The following is a 21814-nucleotide window of genomic DNA, read 5'->3' on the forward strand; positions in this document are numbered from 1 at the left end:
CCGTTTAAGCTGTGCTTAAATTATAAATTTTTGAGGATCACATTTTGGATAAACGTACTTTAAATCGACGCTTTAGCGTGGCACCCATGCTTGATTGGACTGATCGCCACTGTCGTACGTTTCATCGTAAAATGACGAAACACACCGTGCTCTACACTGAAATGATCACAACTGGTGCTATTTTATTCGGCCGCGGTGACTACTTGCATTTTAATCAGCACGAAGGCCCTGTGGCATTGCAATTAGGTGGATCAGATCCGCAAGCGCTAGCACAGTGTGCCAAGCTTGCTGGTGAGCGTGGTTATGATGAAATAAACCTTAATGTAGGTTGTCCGTCAGATCGCGTGCAAAATGGACGTTTTGGTGCCTGTTTAATGGCCGAGCCTAATTTAGTTGCAGAGTGTGTTGCTGCAATGAAGAGTGAAGTGAATATTCCGGTTACGGTGAAAACGCGTATTGGTATTGATGAGCAAGATTCTTATGAGTTTTTATGTGCTTTGATAGAGGCTTCACATAAAATTGGCTGTGATGACTTTATTATTCATGCCCGTAAGGCATGGCTAAAAGGGTTGAGCCCGAAAGAAAATCGCGAAGTTCCTGAGCTTAACTATCCCCGCGTTTACCAGCTTAAAAAAGATTACCCACAACTTGATTTAAGTATTAATGGTGGTGTTAAAACCATTGAGCAAAGCCTTGAGCATTTACAGTACATAGACGGGGTTATGGTTGGCCGAGAGGCTTACAGTAATCCATTTATGCTTAATGAAGTAGATGAAAGAATTTATGGTGATGTTGCTAACACTCAGTCTCGACATGATGTTGTACGCTCTATGTATGATTACATTGAAGAAGAGATGCGTTTAGGGGCTAACTTTTGGCATGTTGCACGCCATATGTTGGGTATTTTTCAGGGGCAACCTGGTGCGCGTGGTTTTAGACGCCACTTATCTGAAAATGGTCATGGTAAGCAGGCTGATTTAAGCGTTATGGATAAGGCACTAAGTTACGTACCCGAGTAATGCCAATTTAATGCAATTGGCGTAACAGATCCTCTTTATAGAAAAAGCCACCTCAGGTGGCTTTTTTTGATCCCAAATTTTAGTCAAAAATGTAATTTATTAGCTAATCTGACTTAATTGTATTCAGTGGCTAGTCATTAATTTACCTACCAAAAATAATTTAAATTATTGATATTTAATGAAAATAAAATAATTTTAAGTTGTTGGCATAACTCTTGGAATCCTGTTGATGTATAAATAAAAAATCATCAGGAGAATAACATGGGTATATTTAATCGCGTAAACGACGTCATTCAAGCAAATATCGTAGCTATGCTTGATAAAGCTGAAGATTCAGAAAAACTACTTAATTTGATGCTAACCGAAATGCAAGAGGCACTTAATGAGTGTCGTAGCACTGCAGCGGCACTATTATGTGAAGAAAAAAATATTAAGCGTCAAATAAGTAATAAACAACAAGCGCTCACAAATTGGCAATTAAAGGCCGAACATGCCATTGCAAAAAATCGTGACGATTTAGCTAAATCAGCATTAGCTGAAAAACACGTTATTGAAAAAAACATAGAGTGCTTACAAACACAACTTGAGACATTGCAGCAATCAATTGTAAAAATCACAGAAGACTGTGAGCGCCTACAGCAAAAAATGACACAGGCTAAAGCTAAGCAAGCACAACTTGTAAAGCGTGAAAATGTCGTTGAGGCAAGAGCAAAGATAAATACTCAGCTGCAGAGCGATAAAGTGGCCACTGCTTTATCACGATTTGAGCAAATTGAACGCCGCGTTGAGAGTGTTGAATCGCAAGTTGAAGCGTATGAACTGACAGATACAGCGAGCAATACTGCGACGCAAATTGAGTCACTGGTTAAAAACGAAAAAATTGATGCAGAACTGGCAAGTTTAAAAGCGAGTTTAAATACTGCTAACAAACAAACAGCCTAAGGAGATTGTTATGAATAATTTTAATACGCATCGTCGTTGGTATAAAAATACGCTTAACAAAAAAATATCAGGTGTCTGTAGTGGGTTAGCCTACCGGTTAGACTTTCCGGTATGGTCTACTCGATTAGTCACCGTTTTATTATTCTTAAGTTTTCCGTTTGCAGTGGCGCTAGGTTATTTAATAGCACACTGTTGTCTTGAAGAAAAAACAGTGTAAGGGGAATAACATGAAAACTTTCGCCGTATGCCTACTTATTGTTACATTATTTTTAATTAATAGCGGTTCGATAATTCATTTTGATGTATGGCAGTTTCCGTTGTGGATTTCAGATATTAGCTGGACAGGTATTGAGCTCATTGGAGCGTTAGTCGCTATTATTGTTGTTATTGCGATTGCAGCTTTAGTAACTATGGGGCTTGTTGGCGCGGCGATGGTGGCACTGGCTGGAACTATATTAGCCTTTTTATTCGGATCATTGATGATTGCTTGGCCATTATTGTTTGTGGCAGGGTTGTGCTGGTTAATCGCAGATAACAAAAAAGTAGCTTCTTGAACTTAAATTAGCTGCCTAATATTAGGGAATTATGATAGATTTGGGCTATATTTTTTTGTTTTAACAAGGATTTTACTGATGATTAAACAATGTATTTTGAGTGCAAGTGCGTTAATAGTGGGTGTTTTTTCGTCTTCGTTATTGGCGCACGAAGGACATGAGCACGATAGTGTTGTTGCGCATTTACAAGTAACAAATGCACAAGTAAGAGAGTTTTTACCGGCCACCAAAGCCAGCGTGGGCTATTTCAGTATTGAAAACCATAGTAATGTGCCGGCAACACTCACAAGAGCGACCTTAGATGGGTTGGGTCGTGTTGAGATTCATGAGCACGTCCACGCTGATGGCATGATGAAAATGCAAAAAGTAGAATCACTGCTTATTAAGGCCCATCAGCAACTCGATTTTAAGCCTGGGAGCTATCATTTAATGGTGTTTGAACCGCAAGAGCCGTTAAAAGTAGGTCAAGAACGCAAACTCACGCTATATTTTGAAGACGGGAATCGAGTATTCACCAATGCGAAAGTAGTTTCGCTAGCATCGCAAGCTGGGCCGGTAAAAGTATCGAAAGATCATAGTCATCATTAGGGGGATAAATGTCACAGCATAAAGGAAAAATAATAACGGCATTGGTACTATTGTTTGTCGTATTTTACGCTATTGCAGTGTACTGGAGCATAGAGCCTGCACGTTTTGATGTGGTACAAAATGCCAAACAGCAAGCACAGCAACGTAGTGAAAAACCAGTAACAGGGTATGTAACCACTTCAACACTTATCACCGTCGCTGATACTCTCTTGACTAAGTCAGGCGGTTATTTATCAAATGATGTACTGCCACCGAGCGTAATAATGGACAACATGCCTGCTTGGGAGTATGGCGCGTTGGAAATGGTGCGTGATTTAGCATTATCAATGCGAAAAGATTTTAGTCGTTCACAGTCACAATCAACTGAGCACGAAGCGCTTAAAAAAGCACAGCCACAATTTAATATTAGTTCTGAAGCATGGGCATGGCCAAGTGCTGAGGGCGAATATCAAAAGGGTATTGATTACTTATTAGTTTACCGTTCTCAAATTGCGAATCAGCATGAGCGCGATAGCCAGTTTTACTCACGTGCAGATAATTTACGCAGTTGGTTAAAAGAAGCAGAAAAACGCTTAGGTAGCTTAAGCCAGCGTTTGAGCGCGAGTGTAGGTCAAGACAAAGTAAATACCGATTTAGCAGGCAATTCTTCAAATACTCAAGCTACTTATACGCCATTACAACAACAAGTAAAAACATCGTGGTGGGAAATTGATGATGTATTTTATGAGTCACGCGGTGCTACTTGGGCTTTACTGCATTTTTTACAAGCAGTTGAATATGATTTTGCCGAAGTACTTGATAAAAAGAACGCCCGTGTTAGTTTACAACAAATTATACGCGAGCTTGAAGCGACTCAAGAAACGGTTTGGAGCCCAATAATTCTAAACGGCAACGGATTCGGTTATGTCGCCAACCACTCACTCGTTATGGCAAATTATATCTCTAGAGCCAATGCGGCACTGATTGAACTTAGCGAATTATTAGCGCAAGGATAAAAAATGAAAAAGTATTGTATAGCAGCAGCCTTATCAATGGCATGTTTAGCACCTGTAGCACAAGCCGACACTGTATTAGGTTTATATGTAGGAGTTGATGGTTGGAAAGCAGATAATGATGGTGGCTTTTCTGATAATAATAATGCCCTACAAAACTTCAACTTTGAAGATGAGACTTTTGTTAGCTATTACGCCGCACTTGAGCATCCAGTACCGCTAGTACCAAACTTAAAACTAAAATACACTGAGCTTGAACTAAACGGCGCAACACAACTTGAAGATACATTTACTTTTAATGGCACTGATTATGTTGTAGGTACTGATGTTAATTCAGTTACTGACTTATCGCACATTGATTATATTCTTTACTATGAAATTTTTGATAACGACTTAATCTCAATTGATTTAGGTATTAATGCTAAGCAGTTTGATGGTGAAGTTGTGGTAACGGGTACATCACAACAAGGTGGTGCTAACTTCACTGAGATAGAAGAGTTCTCAGGTGTAGTTCCTTTAGCATATGGACGTTTTGAAGCAGGTTTACCATTTAGTGGTTTAAGTGTTTTTGCTGAAGGTAGCTTTTTAGCTATTGATGACAGTAAAGTACGAGATTACCAAATGGGTATTGCTTGGGAGTTGATTGATAACCTAGCGGTTGATGTTGCGGTTAAAGCGGGCTACCGCTCTATGGTTTTAGAACTTGATGATGTAGATGATATTAATACTGATATTGATGCATCAGGCCCATTTGCGGGTATACAAGTTCATTTTTAAGCACCGACTTTTCGAAAAGCCACCTCGTGTGGCTTTTTTTAGTTACTTTGAAGTGTGCCACACTAATTCAAATTCCCCTTCAAATGCTGCACCAATTAACTGTTTGTACACTTTATTAATTGGATAATTCATTAGTCTAAACAATTCATCACCGGTTTGGGTAAACTTATAATAGCTCAGTACTAAATCGTTACTTTTTGCTTTTAAAGTTAGTTTTTGAGTTAAAAAGGAGAGGGTTATCTCTTGTCCTGCTTTTAATGCAGCGGATTCAATTTCTTTACGGTATAACAAATTTAAGTCCATTAAGGTTAATACATCAGGAAAGCTCACACCGCTTTTACCTATGCTTAATGACACTTTATTTCCCTTACCTAATAAATCAAATAACGAGGGTTTTTTGTAATAGCCTAAAAATATTAGGTGACTACTATCTTTTTCGTTATACCCTGAAATAGACACACATTTTCTCAATGAATCCGCTTCGCGCTGGGTCATGTGTTTAAGTGTTTGTAAACTTTTAATAGAAAAGGTACCTGGACTAATAGTTTCGCCAGTAAAAATTTTTGCCCATAATGTTTGCATAGATTGATTTGAGGTATCTTCACATAAGGCAATAAAGTGTTCTACCCAATCGGCATCAGGTTGTTTAGCGCAGGCTACATCAGGACAAAATTCCATTGCCAAGGCTAAAATAGTCTCGATATTTTGTTGTTGTTTTATTAGCAGTAGATCTTGTCTTTTTTGTGCTCGAGCTAATACTGAATGCTCGCTATTAATACGATAAAGAGACTTTGATTTACCCTGCGTATTATAGGTTTTTTCATCAGCTGCAGTCGTATTACTCACTTTTGTAACCGAGTAACCTAACAGTGACTCAATAATATTGGCAAGTTTAATTCTGGCTTGTGCGGTTTTTACTGTCATGGCTTTCCATTATTGCTTGTGCATCACTGAGTTGGGCTACCGTCTTTAAGTTATTTAGCCCTAGGGTGACTATATTGCTTAATATATTTTCAGCAAATATAGCAACATAGCCAGATATAAGCGGCACAGTTGCTTGTCCTTCTATATGCCAGGTTACAGTTTTTGCATGGGGGCTAAATAGTAATCGGCTAGTAATAATATGTTCTTGATTAAATAATACATTAAATACAACTTCATTGGCGCTTAATGAAGTGATTGTCATTTCGCCTTGCCCCCACTTTCCTTGCCAAGATTGATAGGCTCCCGCACCAGCACTAGGTTCACCAATACTAAATTCAATATTGGGATCTATTTGCTGCCACGGCGACCATTTGTACCACTGAGTAAAATCTTCCACTAATGACTTTATAACAGGAGGGCGGGCATTTATTTTAATGCTTTTTTGCACATGATAGTTTTGTGGTAAAAGTAATCCCACAATAACAAACGCCAACAGTAAGATGGCTGAAAACAGCATTAATTGTTTAAGTAGTTTAATAGGTATGCCTCATTGGTTTTAATATTACAGCGTCTATGAATTGTTAATAATCACAGCTTATTTAATAGTTTAGCCTAGGGTCTGTTGACCTTTCAAGGTTGAATTTGCAGCAGTCTGTTTGGTATTTAGGCAAGGCAGAGCTTATGTGGTGTGGTTATTCCCCATAAATAGGCGATAACGCAGCATCAATGCCAAACAGGCGCTGCCCGAAGGGTTCTGCCTAGGGGCGATTTACTCTTTGTTACTCGGTTTTGACTTAGCCCACTAGGTTACAAACCTCGCGCCGCGATTAAACCGCCCCTAGTTTGAACAAATTTTAATCCGCAAAGGTCAACAGACCCTAGAGCCGATCATTTTTATCTATTTTATCTACTTTAAATAAATCTAAAAGCAGACATTAGCAGTAATCAGCTTAGATGATTTGTCTGTTTTAGTTGCGATAAAGGTAAACAATTTTTAATCAGTGCTTTCATTTTGTGCTATATCAACGGGGATGTCGATAGGGTATAATTCGCGCCTTTTGTTATTGAACGGCCAATTTTATGAGCACATTAAAAGCTGATCGCGGCTTATTCTCATACCCTAAGTATTGGGCTGAGTGTTATGGCACAGCCCCATTTTTACCAACAACACGCGAAGAAATGGACGCGCTTGGCTGGGATAGCTGCGATATTATTATTATTAGCGGTGATGCTTATGTAGACCATCCTAGTTTTGGGATGGCTGTAATTGGCCGTGTGCTAGAAGCGCAGGGGTTTAGAGTGGGCATTATTGCTCAGCCTGATTGGAACTCTAAAGATGCCTTTATGGCATTGGGTAAGCCTAACTTATTTTTTGGTATTACAGCCGGTAACATGGATTCGATGATCAATCGTTACACCGCTGAAAAAAGAATGCGCCATGATGATGCTTACACTCCGGGAAATGTAGGTGGCAAACGCCCCGATCGCGCCGTGATCATATACTCGCAACGTTGTCGTGAAGCCTATAAAGATGTGCCACTCGTTTTAGGGGGCATTGAAGCCAGCTTGCGTCGTATTGCTCATTACGATTATTGGCAAGAAAAAGTACGCCGTAGTGTATTGTTTGACGCTAAGGGTGATATTTTAATTTATGGTAATGCCGAACGTCCATTGGTTGAAGTAGCGCACCGTATCGCTGCGGGTGAAACCATGGATACCATACAAGATGTGAGAGGCACGGCGGTTATTCGTAAAGAGCCTCTACCTGGCTGGCGCGGCAGTGATTCAACAGCCATTGATAAAATTGGTAAAATAGACCCTATTCCTAATCCTTATGGGGCGGATGATGTGGGTTGTGCTAAATCAGAATTTAAGCAAGCGGGTATTGATTTAAAAGCCGAAGCTGCAAAACCAATTACCATACAGCCTGCGCGCCCTAAGCCATGGGAAAAAACTTACGTTAAGTTACCCGCTTTTGAGCAGGTCAGTGTTAATAAACCATTGTATGCCCATGCATCGCGTATTTTACACCAAGAAACCAACCCTGGTTGTGCAAGAGCGTTGTTTCAGCGTCATGGCGATCGCTCTATTTGGGTGAATCCGCCAGCCTATCCACTTGAAACCCAAGAAATGGATGATGTGTTTGGTTTACCGTATCAGCGTATTCCGCACCCAAGTTATGGCGACGACAAAATCCCTGCTTACGATATGATTAAAACGTCGGTAAACATAATGCGTGGTTGTTTTGGCGGCTGTTCGTTTTGTTCTATTACCGAGCATGAAGGGCGAATAATTCAAAGCCGATCTCAAGAATCGATTATTGAAGAGATTGAGCAAATTAGAGATAAAGTTCCAGGCTTTACTGGGGTTATTTCTGATTTAGGCGGACCAACCGCAAATATGTACAAACTGCGTTGTACCAGTAAAAAAGCAGAGAGTACCTGTCGCCGCTTGTCGTGTGTGTACCCTGATATTTGTAAGCATATGGATACTGACCATACCCCAACTATCGATTTATATAAAAAGGCGCGTGAGGTTAAAGGGATCAAAAAGATCTTAATTGCTTCAGGCGTGCGTTATGACCTTGCCGTACGTGATCCTCGTTACGTTAAAGAGTTAGTAACTCATCATGTTGGTGGGTATTTAAAAATTGCACCAGAGCACACTGAAGATGGCCCATTATCTAAGATGATGAAGCCTGGTATGGGGGCTTACGATGAATTTAAAGCGCTATTTGATAAGTACTCTAAAGAAGCGGGTAAAAAGCAGTATTTAATTCCATACTTTATTTCTGCTCACCCAGGGACTAAAGACGAAGACATGGTTAATATGGCTTTGTGGCTGAAATCGAATGACTTTAAGCTTGATCAGGTGCAAAACTTTTACCCATCACCGATGGCTAATGCGACCACCATTTATCATACTGAAATGAACTCGCTACGTAATATTAAAAATAACACAGAGCAAGTTGCGGTACCAAAAGGGGCGCGCCAGCGTCGTTTGCATAAAGCAATTTTACGTTACCATGATCCTGCCGGTTGGCCTATGATCCGCGAAGCTCTTCGTAACATGGGCAAAGCTAAACTCATTGGTAAAGGTCCAAATTGTTTAGTGCCAGAAGAAGGCAGAGATGAAAGGCAAGCCAAAGGCAGTAAAGGTAATAAGGGTGGTCGTCCAGCGCTTACTCGTCATACTGGCTTTAGTCAGTTTAAAAAAGCCAACACCAAACCTAAGGTGGGCGGTAATCGCCAGCGCGCAAGGTAAAGTAACTATCGGCTTAAACAAAAACACCGCGTATTGATGCGGTGTTTTTGTTTATAAACGTTTATAAACAAAATTAAATCAATAACCAAGTTGCGGTGCCTAAAAAGGCAAATATACCAACGATATCAGTTACCGTGGTTAGTACCACACTGCCTGCCAGTGCTGGATCTATTTTCATTTTTTTAAGCAATAGTGGGATACTAGCACCCGCAATACCTGCTGCAACTAAATTCATAAACATAGCAAACGCTAAAACACCACCGAGTTTGAAATCCCATTGCCAAAGCGCAACGACACCGGCAATTAGGATAGACCAAACCATACCGTTAATCGCGCCGATAGCGAGTTCTTTTAATAATAAAAAACGTTGGTTAGTTTGGTTGATATGGCCCACCGCGATACCGCGAATAACCAAAGTTAAGGTTTGGCTGCCTGCAACCCCACCCATTGATGGGACAATGCCATTGAGCACAGCAAGAATTGGTAATATAGCTAAGGTGTTTTCAAAAAAGCTCGCCACAATTGCAGCCAGCAATGCAGTTAGTAAGTTTACACCTAGCCAAATTGAGCGCTTTTTAGAGCTTTTTAAGACCGGCGCAAAGGTATCTTCTTCATCATCAAGACCCGCTAAGCTTAATAAGCTATGCTCTGCATCTTCACGGATAACATCAACGATATCATCAATAGTAATACGACCAAGCAAATGCGCGTTGTCATCGACAACTGGTGCCGATATCCAGTTATGCCGTTCAAATAGTTGCGCTACTTCGCTTTCATCCATTGAAATAGGAATAGATTCACACTCTTCATCCATCAAGTCCTGAACAATTTTTTCAGGGGGATTAGTTAATAAAGTGCTCAGCGATAAGGCGCCTAAAAAACAGTTATGTTTATCTACAACGTATAAGTCATCAGTGCCCTCAGGTAGTTCACCACGTAAGCGTATATAGCGCAGTACAACATCTAGAGTCACATCAGGGCGAATAGTTACCGTATCGATATTCATCAAGGCGCCAGCAGAGCGCTCTTGGTAAGATAGAGCTTGTGTTGCGCGCTCTCTATCTTGAATATCCATGGCGCTAACAACGTCTTTATATACGGTGTCTGGTAGGCTACGTAGTACTTCCCCTAAATCATCATGGCCCATGTCTTCTGTTGCAGCAGCAATGTGCTCAGGTGCCATTTGCGCAATAATGCCCAAACGTACGTCTTCAGAGAGCTCTTCAAGTACATCACCCTGCACATCGGGATCAACCAGTTGCCAGAGCATACGACGAATTTTATGGGGAGATGATTCTAAAAGAAGTGCGGTATCACAAGGTGCCGTTTTTGCTAGCATGCGCCTAACTTGAACAAATTGACCACTATTTAGTGACTGGGTCACCTGTTTTAGTTGTTGTAGTGGAATATCTTGTTCTAAAGCTTCAGGCATTGGCGTCCTTAATTAAATTTTATTACATGATGGAAGGGTAATGAATGCTATTCAATTTTAGTTTATCTTACTTTATATGGGCAAACTACCTCAACCACTATTAACCTTAGCTTAGGATGGTGATTTAATGATGAACTATTTTATTCTTGCTCATTAAATCGTTGGTCAATGAGCTCACCAATTGCATTAAGCGCAGGCTCTGCATCAGGGCCTTCGCATACTACCTTAACTTCTTTGCCTTGACTGCTCTCTAGTAACATAAGTGCTAGTACACTATCGCCAGCGGCTTGTTTATCGTCTTGGAATAACGTGATTGAGGCATCAAATTGCACAGAAAGCTGTGCCAGTACCGTGGCCGCTCTGGCATGTAGGCCTAATTTGTTTTTTATTAAAAATGTACTTTCTAACCGCATTAATATTCTCTCAAGCTTTATTCTTGTTCTCGGTGGCGAATTTTCACATTAGGATGACTCATTGCAAAACTTTCACCTATAGTTTGCGCTAAGTAAACCGAGCGGTGTTGCCCTCCAGTACAGCCAATGGCAATGGTTAAATAGCTGCGGTTATTTCTTTCTAAATGAGGCAGCCATGTTTGGACGAATGTTTGAATTTGCCATGTAAACTTTTGTACTATGCTGTGACTGGCTAAGTAGTCTTTTACTGGTTGATCTAGCCCTGTAAGCGGCTTAAGCTCAGGCTCCCAATGTGGGTTTGGTAAAAAGCGAGCGTCGAATACATAATCGGCTTCTTTGGGTATACCGTGTTTAAAGCCAAATGACTCAAAGGTAATGATCAGTTGTTTGTCTTTTTTACCGAGTATTTTTTCACGGATAGACTCAGCAAGCTGGTGCACACTTAAGCCTGTGGTATCAATCATATAATCGGCACGATTAATGAGTACATCAAGGAGTTGCTTTTCTTTTTTTATAGCCAAATCAAGTGGCAGAGAATCAATAGAAAGAGGGTGAAGACGCCGTGTTTCTGAAAAGCGTTTAATTAAGGTTTGATCGTCACTGTCTAAATAAAACACCGTTGGCTTAGTAAAACCAGGCAAATATTCAATGATTTCATTAAACTGTTGTTGTTCTTTAGGTAAGTTACGCACATCAACACTTACAGCTATTTTATTGTAGCTGTCGGAAACACTACGAACAAGAGATGGTAATAAATTTAAAGGTATATTATCTACACAATAATAACCTAAATCCTCAACAACGCGTAACGCAACAGATTTACCAGAACCTGAGCGACCACTTATAATTATTAATTCCATTTATCACCCTTTATTATTGCTACGGTTGACTTACAATGATCTGGTACAGTTCACTGTCGGATTTTGCCGCCCGTAATTGCTTACAAAATTCTTTATCGTTGAGCTTTTCAGCTATAGTGGCTAAGGTTTTTAAATGCTGCTTATTGTCACCGTCGGGTACAATTAAGGCAACAAAAATGTCGACCGGTCGATTATCTATTGCATCAAAATTAATAGCCGCTTCGCTCACTAATATAAGTGCAAGAGGCTCTTGTACACCACTCATACGACCATGAGGAATTGCAATTCCTCGGCCTATACCTGTGCTCCCTAGTTTTTCTCTTGCTGTTAATGCATTAAGAATATCTTGTTGAGCTAAATAGGGCAGTTTATTGTGAGCCAATTCACTGATAAATTCTAAAATTCTTTTTTTACTATTAAAAAGGACCGCAGCTTTACTGCAGTCCTGACAGATAAGTGAGCTTAGTTTCATAGTGTTAGTGTCGAGCAAGTTTCTCTTTGTGTTTAATTACTTGACGATCTAGCTTGTCAATCAGCGAGTCTATAGCAGCATACATATCTTGGTGTTCAGTAGAAGCAAAAATCTCAGCGCCACTAACATGAACGGTTGCTTCGGCTTTTTGGTTTAGTTTTTCTACATCGAGAATAACGTGCACATTCGTTATGTGATCAGTGTGCCTCTGTAACTTCGAAAATTTACTATTTACGTAGTCTCTAAGCGAGTCGGTAATATCTACATGGCGACCAGTTAAATTCAGTTGCATAAACATTTTCCTCTTTGTTGTACGCCTTAAATCAAACTTTTACGTTGATTTGACGGGGGAATAGCTAGAGATTCGCGATACTTTGCAATAGTTCTCCTTGCTACTTTAATTCCTTGCTCAGCCAATATATCTGCAATTTTACTATCACTCAATGGTTTAGCTGAGTTTTCTGCAGCGATTAATTTTTTAATTAATGCGCGTATTGCTGTTGAAGAACATTCACCACCATTTTCAGTGCTTACATGGCTTGAAAAGAAATATTTAAGCTCAAAAATACCGCGTGGTGTATGCATGTATTTTTGCGTAGTAACACGTGAAATAGTTGACTCGTGCATTTCTACCATTTCGGCTACGTCATTAAGTACCATAGGCTTCATCGCCTCAGGGCCATGCTCAAAAAAGGCCTGTTGTTGCTGCACAATACAGTTAGTTACTTTAAGCAGCGTGTCGTTTCTACTCTCTAAGCTTTTTATAAACCATTTAGCTTCTTGTAAGTGTGAGCGAATAAACTGGCTATCGCCACTTGATTTGACCGTACGAGACATAGCCGCATATTGGCTGTTTACCCTAATTTTAGGCATGCTATCTGGGTTTAGTTCAACCACCCAACGGCCTTTCACTTTTTTAACCGACACATCAGGAATAACGTACTCTGACTCTTCTCTAACGATAGTGTCTGCCGGTTTTGGGCTAAGGGTGTGAATTAACGTCATGACTTCTTTAAGCTCATCTTCTTTGAGCTTAGTTTTCTTCATTAACGTGCGATAATCACGCGCAGCCAATAAATCAATGTGATCAGTTAAGATCATTTTAGTTTCGTTTAAAAAAGGCGTGTCTTGGTCAAACTGATTCAGCTGAATACATAAGCATTCTTGTAAACTACGCGCGGCTATTCCCACCGGATCAAATAACTGAATACGCTTTAATACCGCTTCTATTTCATCAAGTTCAACTTCATCTTCTATGTCGTTCTCTTGATTAAAGCTCTCTAATATTTCTTCACAGCTAAGGGTTAAAATGCCCGAATCGTCCACGGCTTCTACGATAGCAATCGCGATGGCTTCATCAGTAGGGCTAAACGGTGTCAGTTGCAATTGCCACATTAAATATTCATGTAGCGTTTCAGTTGAAGAGCCTTGATAAATTGATTCATCTTCAGGCATTGGTCCTGATGAAGAGGCAGGTGCTGCGCTCATGTATTCATCCCACGTAACATCCATTGCCATATCATCGCTAATGGTGTCTTTGGTCATGGCTTCGCCGCTATCTTGCTCATATTCGCTAGGTTTTTCATCAGCTGAAGCACTTAGCGTTGACTCATCGATATCGGCTTTTTGTTCGTTTTTACCCGCAGCATCTTCACTGTAATCTTGTTCTTCAACTTCAAGCAAGGGATTGCTATCGAGCGCTTCTTGAATTTCTTGCTGGAGATCAATGTACTGAGTTGCAATAAGCGAATTGCTTGTTGCAACTGTGGAGTCATTGTAAGTTGCTGGCCCATGCGCAGCTGTAATGATTGCCTCATTTATCTCTAACAATCCTTTTAAATTAGTATAATTAATATTAGCAGATGCTTAGTGTAATAACACACATATTAGAGCTTGAACTGCTCGCCTAAATAAACATCGCGTACCGTTTTATCGTTTAATACATATTCTGGAGTGCCTGATGCAATTAACTCTCCATGAGAAACTATGTAGGCTTTTTCACAAACATCAAGAGTTTCGCGTACGTTGTGATCTGTGATAAGTACGCCAATTCCTCGGTTTTTAAGATGTTCTATAATTTTTTTAATATCTAATACAGAGATAGGATCAACCCCTGCAAAGGGTTCGTCTAATAGTATAAATTTAGGATTTGCTGCTAATGCTCGCGCAATTTCAACACGGCGGCGCTCACCACCTGACAGGGCCATACCTTGGCTTTCACGAATATGTTGAATACTAAATTCATCAAGTAAATTATTTAAGGTATCTTCACGTTGCTGCTTATTAAGCTCTTTGCGTGTTTCTAAAATAGCCATTAAGTTTTGGTAGACCGTCAGCTTTCTAAAAATCGATGATTCTTGTGGTAAATATCCTATCCCTAGGCGAGCTCGGCTGTGCATTGGTAATAAAGTAATATCTTGATCATCGATTGATATTTTACCTTTATCGCTCGGTACAAGGCCTACAATCATGTAAAAAGTCGTGGTTTTACCTGCGCCATTGGGGCCAAGTAAGCCGACAATGCTGCCAGCTTCAACTTCTAGGCCAACGTTTTTCACCACTTCACGGCCTTTATAGCTTTTCGCTAATAGCTCTGCTTTTAATGTGCTCATGGTTGGCCTTTATCGTCTTCTTTTTTGTTTTCAACAGGTACTAAAATAGTGTGTACACGGTCTGTTGAGTTTTCGTCTTTTTCTGCGCTAATTAACTGCTGCTCTATGTCGTAGGTGATACTTTTAGCTGTTATTTTTTGACCTGCTTGAGCAATACTGGCTTCGCCGATTAAGGTTAAAAAACGCTGCGAAACATCGTAACGCACTTCATTCGCACTGGCGCTCATAATGGTGCCATCAGCTTGTGTTTCTTCAAAATAAGCAGGGCTGCCTGTGGCAATTAAAAGTTGCTTATTCTCACCTAAGTCATCACGTTTATGTACTTCTAAACGGTCAGCGTTAATGCGGCGATTACCATGAATAATTTCAACATTTTTCTCAAAAATGCCCACGTTTTCTTTTAATTGACCTTCTTGTCTGTCAGCACTAATTGAAATTTGATTAGCAGCAGGAGCTTCAACGGTTTCCTCTGCATGGCTATGAAATGCAATCAGTAGTGAAGGAACAATTAAAATTTTAAATAGGTTATTGGTCATAATATAGGGTTCGCGTATGGTTAATAAGTTTAATCACTTCGGTTTTTAAATCGGCTTCAAGGCCTTTACCGATGATTTTTAAATTAGGTCCGCTAATAACGACAGGCTGCTCTGACTGCATAGTGAGTAGTTTTATATCTACATTGATGCTATCGGCTGTGATCGTATCGATCATGGCGTTATCGATTAAATTTAGCGCTTTCACATTGCCCTCTAATACGAGTTGACGATCGTCGTAGAGGGTGGCCTCATCAGCGTTAATACGCCATGTTTGCTGCTCGTTGTATAACGTAAATATAGGTTTTTCAAAAAAAGTAAAACCAAGTTGTTGGTATAATTCCATTTTTACCGCAGTTACTTTATGGCTTATTTTACCTTGATCATTATAAGCGGTTTGTTTTAGCTCAATCGCGGTATAATCAGGTTTAGCAATAGCTTGAGTTTGCTCATCCGCAACAATATCTACCTGAGAAAAATAAGGATACCAAAGCCAAACCATACAGCTTATGAATAAAATGCTCAGTATAATTCGAGCTACATTCATGAACTGGTTCCTTGGCTAGTAAGTGGCTTATTGTTTTCAAGCATCAATAAATCGGTTAATTCTCTTACTGCGCCAAAGCCGCCTGACAACTGAGTGACATAATGCGATAAACGTTTAATCAGTGGGTGGGCGTCGTTTACGGCTACTGCAAACCCGACTTTTTCCATTACTGGCATATCAGGGCCATCGTCACCAATGTAAGCTATTTGCTCATCGCTTAGCGCTAATTTTTGTTTTAATTCTTGATAGGCGATGAGTTTATTTTCTTGGCCTTGGTATATATGTTGTACGGTTAAACTGCTCATACGTTGCTGAACTATTTGTGAGTGACGGCCTGTGATCACGGCAACTTCAAAACCACTATTAATGAGGGCTTTAATGCCAAACCCGTCTTTGGTATTAAATGCTTTGAGCTCTTCACCTTGGTTGCCAAGATAAATACGTCCATCAGAAAACACACCATCAATATCGCAAATTAATAATTTTATTTTTTTGCGCGCGCTTTTACATCATCACTTAACGGCTGATAAAGATCTTCAAACTGCATTTATAGCACTCCCGCTTTTAGTAAGTCTTGCATATTTAGTGCGCCAATAGGGTGATTATGCTCATTAATCACAATTAAACCATTAATACGTTTTTGTTCCATAATGTTCAGTACTTCAGCCGCGAGCATGTCTTGTGTGGCTGTTGTACATGACTTTGTCATCACAACATTAATTTCTGTGCTGTGTATATCAATACGTTGCTCTAAAATACGGCGTAAATCACCATCGGTAAACAACCCCGATAATTGCTGATTATCATCTATGATAGCGGTCATACCGAGCCCTTTGGCAGACATTTCAATTAGGGCGTCTTTAATGGTTTGCGTTTCATTAATAATAGGCGTGTGAATACCGCTGTGCATTACATCTTTTAATGTTAAGAGCAAGCGTTTGCCTAAACTGCCCCCTGGATGTGACAGTGCAAAATCATCAGCGGTAAAACCACGGGCTTCTAATAAAGCTACCGCCATTGCATCGCCCATAGCGAGCGTTGCTGTGGTACTTGCTGTTGGCGCTAAGCCTAATGAGCAGGCTTCTTGTTCAACTTTAATACACACATGCACATTTGCCAATGTTGCCATGGTTGAGGTTTCGTTGCCTGTCATAGCTATCATTTTTGCGCCAATACGTTTTAATACCGGAATAATATTAAGTACTTCACTGGTTTCGCCAGAGTTAGAAATAAGCATAACTACATCACTGGCGGTGATCATGCCTAAATCGCCATGACTTGCTTCACCTGGGTGTACAAAAAATGCGGGGCTGCCAGTACTTGCTAAAGTGGCTGCTATTTTATTACCGATATGGCCCGACTTACCCATACCAATAACAATAATACGGCCTGAGCAGTCGTACATTAATTGGCACGCTTGATCAAAGCTTTCATTAACGTATTGTGCGATATCGCTGAGTGCTTGACGTTCTATATCAAGGACGCGCAAGCCTTGTTGAATAAAATTTAGCGTTGCCATGGATCACCCTACTTGACTAAAAATATAACCTTGGTAAATCATAAATGCGACGATGAGTAAGCCACCTTCTACTCTATTGATACGTCTTTGACCTCTAAAGTTCAATGACATAGCAATGAGTGCCAAGGTTGCACCTATCATAATGATAACATCACGGTTAGCTACTGATGCGTCAATAACCGACGGGTTAATTAATCCTGCCAGCGGTAATACGGCGAGAATATTAAAAATATTTGAGCCAACAATGTTACCCAGTGCTAGGTCATCTTCATTTTTAAGAACACCTGCAATCGAGGCGGCAAGTTCAGGTAAACTAGTACCTATAGCTATTATAGTTAAGCCAATTACTAAATCGCTCAAGCCAAAGTACTTAGCAATATCAACGGCTGAGCCAATTAAAAAGTGTGAACTAACAGGTAGTAAAATCATTCCGACGACTAACCACAAAACGGCTTTTTTGGTTGGAACATTATCAGGTACTTCATCACAGGCTTCGCTGACAAATGGATCGTCTTGATTTTTTGCTCGCAGTGATACAAAAATAAGCCCACCAATAAAAGTAATAAAGCCAAAAAGTAAGGCTGCGCCTTCAAAAAACGAAAAGTAGTTATCTGAAAAAATATACCAAGTGGCGATAGACACCAGTAATACCAGTGGAATTTCACGTCTTAATGTACTTGAAGAGACGGAAAGCGGTCTTAAAAGTGCTGTAATACCTAATACTAATAATATGTTAGTTATATTTGAACCTACTGCATTGCCAACTGCTGTATCGGTTTTATTAGCCAACGCAGCCGAAGCGGATACCATCATCTCAGGGGCCGATGAGCCCATAGCTACCACGGTTAAACCCACGATTAATGTTGGTACGCCAAAGTTTTTAGCCAGTGCAGCCGCACCATAAACAAACCTGTCTGCACTCCATACGAGAGCCGCAAAACCGAGAATTAAAATGACAAACGAGGTAACCATTGTGATAAGCCAGCTAGTGTAAATTCAGATAGCGCGAATAGTAACAAAAGCCACCATAAAAGTATAAGTAAAAGAGTAAGCTGTAATACATTAGGCGGTTATTAAAATAATTATTTACAGTATTGATTTGCTTGTTTAAGCATCGGTTAAGCCAATTTGTCGCAGTCTTATAACGGTTTTTGCGGGACTATTACAAAATCTTACGAATTGTTTTTTCCATCTTGACCAAAAAACCCTTAAAATAGACATATGAGAGAATATTGTTATGGAGAGCGACTTGTCGCAATCAATAGTAGAAGTCAAGGATGTTACCTTTTCTAGAGGCGATAGGGTCATATACAAAAATATGAGCTTTGATGTTCCAGAAGGTAAAATTACTGCCATTATGGGGCCAAGCGGAATTGGCAAAACCACGATGCTGCGCTTAATTGGTGGCCAGCTCAAACCCGACTCCGGTGATATTTTATTTAAAAAAGACAGCATAGTCGCCATGTCCCGTAAAGAGCTCTACGCGGCACGTAAACGTATGAGTATGTTATTTCAAAGCGGTGCATTATTTACCGATATGTCGGTATTCGACAATATCGCATTTCCTATCCGCGAGCATACACAACTCAGTGAAGACTTAATCCGTTTAGTGGTTTTAATGAAACTACAAGCAGTTGGCTTACGTGGTGCTAAAGATTTAATGCCTTCAGAGTTATCTGGTGGTATGGCACGTCGTGCAGCTTTGGCTCGCTCTATAGCGCTTGATCCTGAGCTTATTATGTATGATGAGCCTTTTGCAGGACAAGATCCCATTTCAATGGGAGTGCTGGTTAAGCTTATTAAATCTTTAAATGAAGTACTTGGTTTATCTTCTTTAATTGTTACACATGATGTGAGTGAAGTAATGAGCATTGCCGATCACGTTATTATTATTGCCGATCAAGGTGTGATTGGTAGCGGCACGCCAGATGAAATGCGTAAGCACGAATCACCACTTGTGCAACAATTTTTGAAAGGGTTATCAGATGGGCCTGTACCATTTCATTATCCAGCACAAACCTATGCAGATGAACTGTTAGGAGAGCCGCAGTAATGTTGGATTTACTACAAAAAATAGGCCATAAAACACTGGGTCGTTTTGCTGCACTTGGGCGTTCAACTCACATGCTAGCAAGTGCATTATGGCATTTACCCAATTTTAAAAAAGGCACGCCTCTGCTAGTGCGCCAACTTTACATGGTTGGTTCACAATCGCTGTTGATTATTGTTGTGTCGGGATTATTTATCGGCATGGTTTTAGCGCTGCAAGGTTATACCGTTTTAGTTGATTATGGCGCAGAAGATAGCCTAGGCCCGTTAGTAGCGCTTAGCTTGTTACGTGAGCTTGGACCGGTAGTTACTGCGTTATTATTTGCAGGCAGGGCTGGTAGTGCGTTGACTGCTGAAATTGGCTTAATGAAAGCCACCGAGCAGTTATCGTCGCTAGAGATGATGGCTATCGACCCGCTTAGACGTATTATTGCGCCGCGATTTTGGGCTGGCTTAATTAGTATGCCGTTACTGGCGTTAATTTTTTCAGCGGTCGCTATTATTGGTGCTCACTTAGTCGGTGTTGATTGGCTAGGCGTTGATACCGGAAGCTTTTGGTCAATAATGCAATCTCAGGTGTCGTTTGAAAAAGATATACTAAACGGTTTAATTAAAAGTATCGTATTTGCGATTGTTGTGACTTGGATTGCGCTTTATAAAGGGTATGACTGTATTCCTACATCAGAGGGGATCAGCAAGGCAACAACAGAAACAGTGGTGCACTCATCACTGGCGGTACTAGGTTTTGACTTTATTTTGACAGCGGTAATGTTTACTAGCTAATAGGGTATTAAATAATGAATTCACGGAAATTAGAAATTTTAGTTGGTTTTTTTGTCGCACTGGGTATTTTAGCGTTTTCAATGCTAGCGCTTAAAGTGGCCAATTCAGGTATTAGCGGCTCAGGCGAAACCTACACATTAAACGCCAAGTTTGAAAATATAGGCTCATTAAAAACTCGCGCGCCTATTAAAGTAGGGGGAGTTGTTATTGGTCGTGTCGAGTCAATTTATGTACACCCACAAGAGTTTTTACCAGTAGTAAATATGAGTATTGATGCGCAGTATTTATGTCGTTTTTCAGATACCAGTTCTATCTCAATTTTAACCTCGGGTATTTTAGGTGAGCAATACTTAGGTATTAACCCTGTGATCGCCTCAGATTCAGCTAAACAACGTTGTTTAGGCGAAGATGTTGCAAACAGTGCGCAAGACCAAGCTATTGACGATTTATTTGGGGTGCAAAGCAAAGCATTAGCAAGTGGCGATTCAATCACTGATACCAAATCGGCATTGGTACTTGAAGAATTAATTGGCCAGTTTTTATTCAATCAAGGTAGTGAGTGATTATTATGTTGAAAACATTTTTAGCAAGTATTGCACTGGTAAGTTTAATGCTAGTACAAAGCGTGCAAGCAGCAGAAGTAAAATTAACTGATCCCAATAAAATGGTACGCCAAGTTGCTGATAATACCTTTGCACGAATTACCCAAGATCAACCATTAATAGTAAAAGATAAAGAACATTTACGTGTTATTGTTGAAGAAGAGTTAATGCCGTACATCGACTACAAATATGCGGCACTAAGAGTATTAGGTAGCGAAGTGTCTAAGGTGCGCGCAATTACCGACAAGGCAGAAAAAGCAAAAGCAATTGAAGATATTCAGCGTTTTATTGGTGCGTTTAGAGAGTATTTAGTTGCCACCTATGCCGGTGTATTTACCCAATACACTAACCAACAAGTTGAATTTGCTGCCGAGCAACCGTTTAAAGGTAAAGACGTGGTAGTGGTAAAAACCAAAATTGTTGAAGCGGGTAAACCTGATATAAAAATTGATTTTAAAGTACGTGAAGACCGAAGCGGTGAATGGCGCGCTTACGATATGATTGCTGAAGGTATTAGTTTACTTGATGCAAAACAGAGTGAACTTCAGGGTATTTTACGCCAACAAGGTATTGACCATGTTAGCGGCCTATTAGAGCAAAAAGTAAGCTACCGGTTCAGTTTAGAGGCAGCGATACAAATGAGTAAATTGGCAATCAGCCAAGTTGATGAGCAGCATTTACGAGTTACTGGTGAATTGACTCATAACTCAATTGGCAATGAACGGCTTCTGAACACTAAGCGACAAACTAAGCATAAAACCCTTTATTTTGACCTAAGTGAGGTCACAAGGGTTGACACAGCCGGCTTAGCTTGGTTAATTCACTCTTTTACAGAATTTAAGCAGCAAGGCATTCGCCTTGAATTGCAAAACCCACCTGAACAACTGCAAAACCTTATGCAGTTGGGTCAGGTTACAACCCTATTTGAGTGA

The 21814-nt window shown here is 40.2% G+C and carries 24 protein-coding genes and 3 pseudogenes; 13 read left to right on the forward strand and 14 right to left on the reverse strand.

Annotated elements, in window-relative coordinates:
* Positions 1 to 86 precede the first annotated feature (86 nt).
* The 7 genes from dusA (at position 87) to AB8618_RS01315 (ending at position 4872) form a co-directional block, all read left to right on the forward strand.
* Positions 87 to 1019, forward strand: coding sequence for a tRNA dihydrouridine(20/20a) synthase DusA (dusA, locus tag AB8618_RS01285; protein ID WP_413402916.1), 933 nt, complete (start codon positions 87 to 89; stop codon positions 1017 to 1019).
* A 261-nt stretch (positions 1020 to 1280) separates the two neighbouring features.
* Entirely contained in the window at positions 1281 to 1961 is a 681-nt protein-coding gene (locus AB8618_RS01290; protein ID WP_413401190.1) for a PspA/IM30 family protein, read from the forward strand.
* 10 nt (positions 1962 to 1971) lie between these two features.
* Entirely contained in the window at positions 1972 to 2178 is a 207-nt protein-coding gene (locus AB8618_RS01295; protein ID WP_409424531.1) for a PspC domain-containing protein, read from the forward strand.
* 10 nt (positions 2179 to 2188) lie between these two features.
* On the forward strand, positions 2189 to 2515 hold the full coding sequence (locus tag AB8618_RS01300) for a hypothetical protein (protein WP_008115505.1): 327 nt from the start codon (positions 2189 to 2191) through the stop codon (positions 2513 to 2515).
* Positions 2516 to 2593: 78 nt separating this feature from the next.
* Positions 2594 to 3103 carry a copper chaperone PCu(A)C gene (locus AB8618_RS01305; protein WP_413401191.1) on the forward strand — a complete coding sequence of 170 codons (510 nt, stop codon included), beginning with the start codon at positions 2594 to 2596 and terminating at the stop codon, positions 3101 to 3103.
* A gap of 8 nt (positions 3104 to 3111) precedes the next feature.
* Positions 3112 to 4098: a DUF2333 family protein gene (locus tag AB8618_RS01310; protein WP_178954815.1), complete on the forward strand. Its 987-nt coding sequence runs from the start codon at positions 3112 to 3114 to the stop codon at positions 4096 to 4098.
* A gap of 3 nt (positions 4099 to 4101) precedes the next feature.
* A complete protein-coding gene (locus AB8618_RS01315; protein ID WP_198522488.1) occupies positions 4102 to 4872 on the forward strand; it encodes a TIGR04219 family outer membrane beta-barrel protein in 771 nt (256 codons plus the stop codon).
* A 42-nt stretch (positions 4873 to 4914) separates the two neighbouring features.
* On the opposite strand, the gene AB8618_RS01320 is transcribed toward AB8618_RS01315, so the two are convergent.
* Positions 4915 to 5796: a TIGR03899 family protein gene (locus AB8618_RS01320; protein WP_409424535.1), complete on the reverse strand. Its 882-nt coding sequence runs from the start codon at positions 5794 to 5796 to the stop codon at positions 4915 to 4917.
* Complete coding sequence (locus tag AB8618_RS01325; protein WP_409424536.1) at positions 5765 to 6313, reverse strand: SRPBCC family protein; 549 nt, start codon at positions 6311 to 6313, stop codon at positions 5765 to 5767. The genes AB8618_RS01320 and AB8618_RS01325 overlap by 32 nt, the downstream gene beginning before the upstream one ends.
* Positions 6314 to 6876: 563 nt before the next feature.
* Here AB8618_RS01325 and AB8618_RS01330 point away from each other — a divergent pair.
* Complete coding sequence (locus AB8618_RS01330; protein ID WP_413401192.1) at positions 6877 to 9060, forward strand: YgiQ family radical SAM protein; 2184 nt, start codon at positions 6877 to 6879, stop codon at positions 9058 to 9060.
* 73 nt (positions 9061 to 9133) lie between these two features.
* On the opposite strand, the gene mgtE is transcribed toward AB8618_RS01330, so the two are convergent.
* The 12 genes and pseudogenes from mgtE to AB8618_RS01390 form a co-directional block, all read right to left on the reverse strand.
* Complete coding sequence (gene mgtE / locus AB8618_RS01335) at positions 9134 to 10492, reverse strand: magnesium transporter (RefSeq protein ID WP_413401193.1); 1359 nt, start codon at positions 10490 to 10492, stop codon at positions 9134 to 9136.
* Positions 10493 to 10632: 140 nt separating this feature from the next.
* Positions 10633 to 10905, reverse strand: a complete 273-nt coding sequence (locus AB8618_RS01340; protein ID WP_413401194.1) for an HPr family phosphocarrier protein — start codon at positions 10903 to 10905, stop codon at positions 10633 to 10635.
* A gap of 17 nt (positions 10906 to 10922) precedes the next feature.
* Positions 10923 to 11765: an RNase adapter RapZ gene (rapZ, locus tag AB8618_RS01345; protein ID WP_178954822.1), complete on the reverse strand. Its 843-nt coding sequence runs from the start codon at positions 11763 to 11765 to the stop codon at positions 10923 to 10925.
* Positions 11766 to 11784: 19 nt separating this feature from the next.
* Complete coding sequence (gene ptsN, locus AB8618_RS01350) at positions 11785 to 12237, reverse strand: PTS IIA-like nitrogen regulatory protein PtsN (RefSeq protein ID WP_138609043.1); 453 nt, start codon at positions 12235 to 12237, stop codon at positions 11785 to 11787.
* A gap of 4 nt (positions 12238 to 12241) precedes the next feature.
* The gene (hpf, locus tag AB8618_RS01355; protein ID WP_010390562.1) at positions 12242 to 12529 is read right to left on the reverse strand and encodes a ribosome hibernation promoting factor; all 288 of its coding nucleotides are present in this window, start codon (positions 12527 to 12529) and stop codon (positions 12242 to 12244) included.
* A 26-nt stretch (positions 12530 to 12555) separates the two neighbouring features.
* A pseudogene (locus AB8618_RS01360) lies at positions 12556 to 14054 on the reverse strand (RNA polymerase factor sigma-54).
* Positions 14055 to 14123: 69 nt separating this feature from the next.
* Complete coding sequence (gene lptB / locus AB8618_RS01365) at positions 14124 to 14849, reverse strand: LPS export ABC transporter ATP-binding protein (RefSeq protein WP_131690439.1); 726 nt, start codon at positions 14847 to 14849, stop codon at positions 14124 to 14126.
* Positions 14846 to 15385: a lipopolysaccharide transport periplasmic protein LptA gene (lptA, locus tag AB8618_RS01370; RefSeq protein ID WP_178954826.1), complete on the reverse strand. Its 540-nt coding sequence runs from the start codon at positions 15383 to 15385 to the stop codon at positions 14846 to 14848. Before lptA ends, lptB begins: the two co-directional genes overlap by 4 nt.
* Positions 15375 to 15929 carry an LPS export ABC transporter periplasmic protein LptC gene (lptC, locus tag AB8618_RS01375; protein ID WP_413401195.1) on the reverse strand — a complete coding sequence of 185 codons (555 nt, stop codon included), beginning with the start codon at positions 15927 to 15929 and terminating at the stop codon, positions 15375 to 15377. Before lptC ends, lptA begins: the two co-directional genes overlap by 11 nt.
* Positions 15926 to 16476 (reverse strand): annotated as a pseudogene (gene kdsC, locus AB8618_RS01380) (3-deoxy-manno-octulosonate-8-phosphatase KdsC). The gene lptC and the pseudogene kdsC overlap by 4 nt, the downstream one beginning before the upstream one ends.
* Positions 16477 to 17448, reverse strand: a complete 972-nt coding sequence (locus AB8618_RS01385) for a KpsF/GutQ family sugar-phosphate isomerase (protein WP_413401197.1) — start codon at positions 17446 to 17448, stop codon at positions 16477 to 16479.
* 3 nt (positions 17449 to 17451) lie between these two features.
* Positions 17452 to 18420, reverse strand: a complete 969-nt coding sequence (locus tag AB8618_RS01390) for a calcium/sodium antiporter (protein ID WP_413401198.1) — start codon at positions 18418 to 18420, stop codon at positions 17452 to 17454.
* A 265-nt stretch (positions 18421 to 18685) separates the two neighbouring features.
* Here AB8618_RS01390 and AB8618_RS01395 point away from each other — a divergent pair, with 265 nt between their 5' ends.
* The 5 genes and pseudogenes from AB8618_RS01395 (at position 18686) to AB8618_RS01415 (ending at position 21814) form a co-directional block, all read left to right on the forward strand.
* Complete coding sequence (locus AB8618_RS01395) at positions 18686 to 19501, forward strand: ATP-binding cassette domain-containing protein (RefSeq protein ID WP_413401199.1); 816 nt, start codon at positions 18686 to 18688, stop codon at positions 19499 to 19501.
* Positions 19501 to 20280, forward strand: a complete 780-nt coding sequence (gene mlaE / locus AB8618_RS01400; RefSeq protein ID WP_178954847.1) for a lipid asymmetry maintenance ABC transporter permease subunit MlaE — start codon at positions 19501 to 19503, stop codon at positions 20278 to 20280. Before AB8618_RS01395 ends, mlaE begins: the two co-directional genes overlap by 1 nt.
* A 14-nt stretch (positions 20281 to 20294) precedes the next feature.
* The gene (gene mlaD, locus AB8618_RS01405; RefSeq protein WP_008115537.1) at positions 20295 to 20843 is read left to right on the forward strand and encodes an outer membrane lipid asymmetry maintenance protein MlaD; all 549 of its coding nucleotides are present in this window, start codon (positions 20295 to 20297) and stop codon (positions 20841 to 20843) included.
* A 5-nt stretch (positions 20844 to 20848) separates the two neighbouring features.
* A pseudogene (locus AB8618_RS01410) lies at positions 20849 to 21528 on the forward strand (MlaC/ttg2D family ABC transporter substrate-binding protein).
* Positions 21521 to 21814, forward strand: a complete 294-nt coding sequence (locus AB8618_RS01415; protein ID WP_138570633.1) for an STAS domain-containing protein — start codon at positions 21521 to 21523, stop codon at positions 21812 to 21814. The pseudogene AB8618_RS01410 and the gene AB8618_RS01415 overlap by 8 nt, the downstream one beginning before the upstream one ends.

It is taken from the genome of Pseudoalteromonas sp. RW-H-Ap-1, from assembly GCF_048318575.1.
In the GTDB taxonomy this organism is placed as follows: domain Bacteria; phylum Pseudomonadota; class Gammaproteobacteria; order Enterobacterales; family Alteromonadaceae; genus Pseudoalteromonas.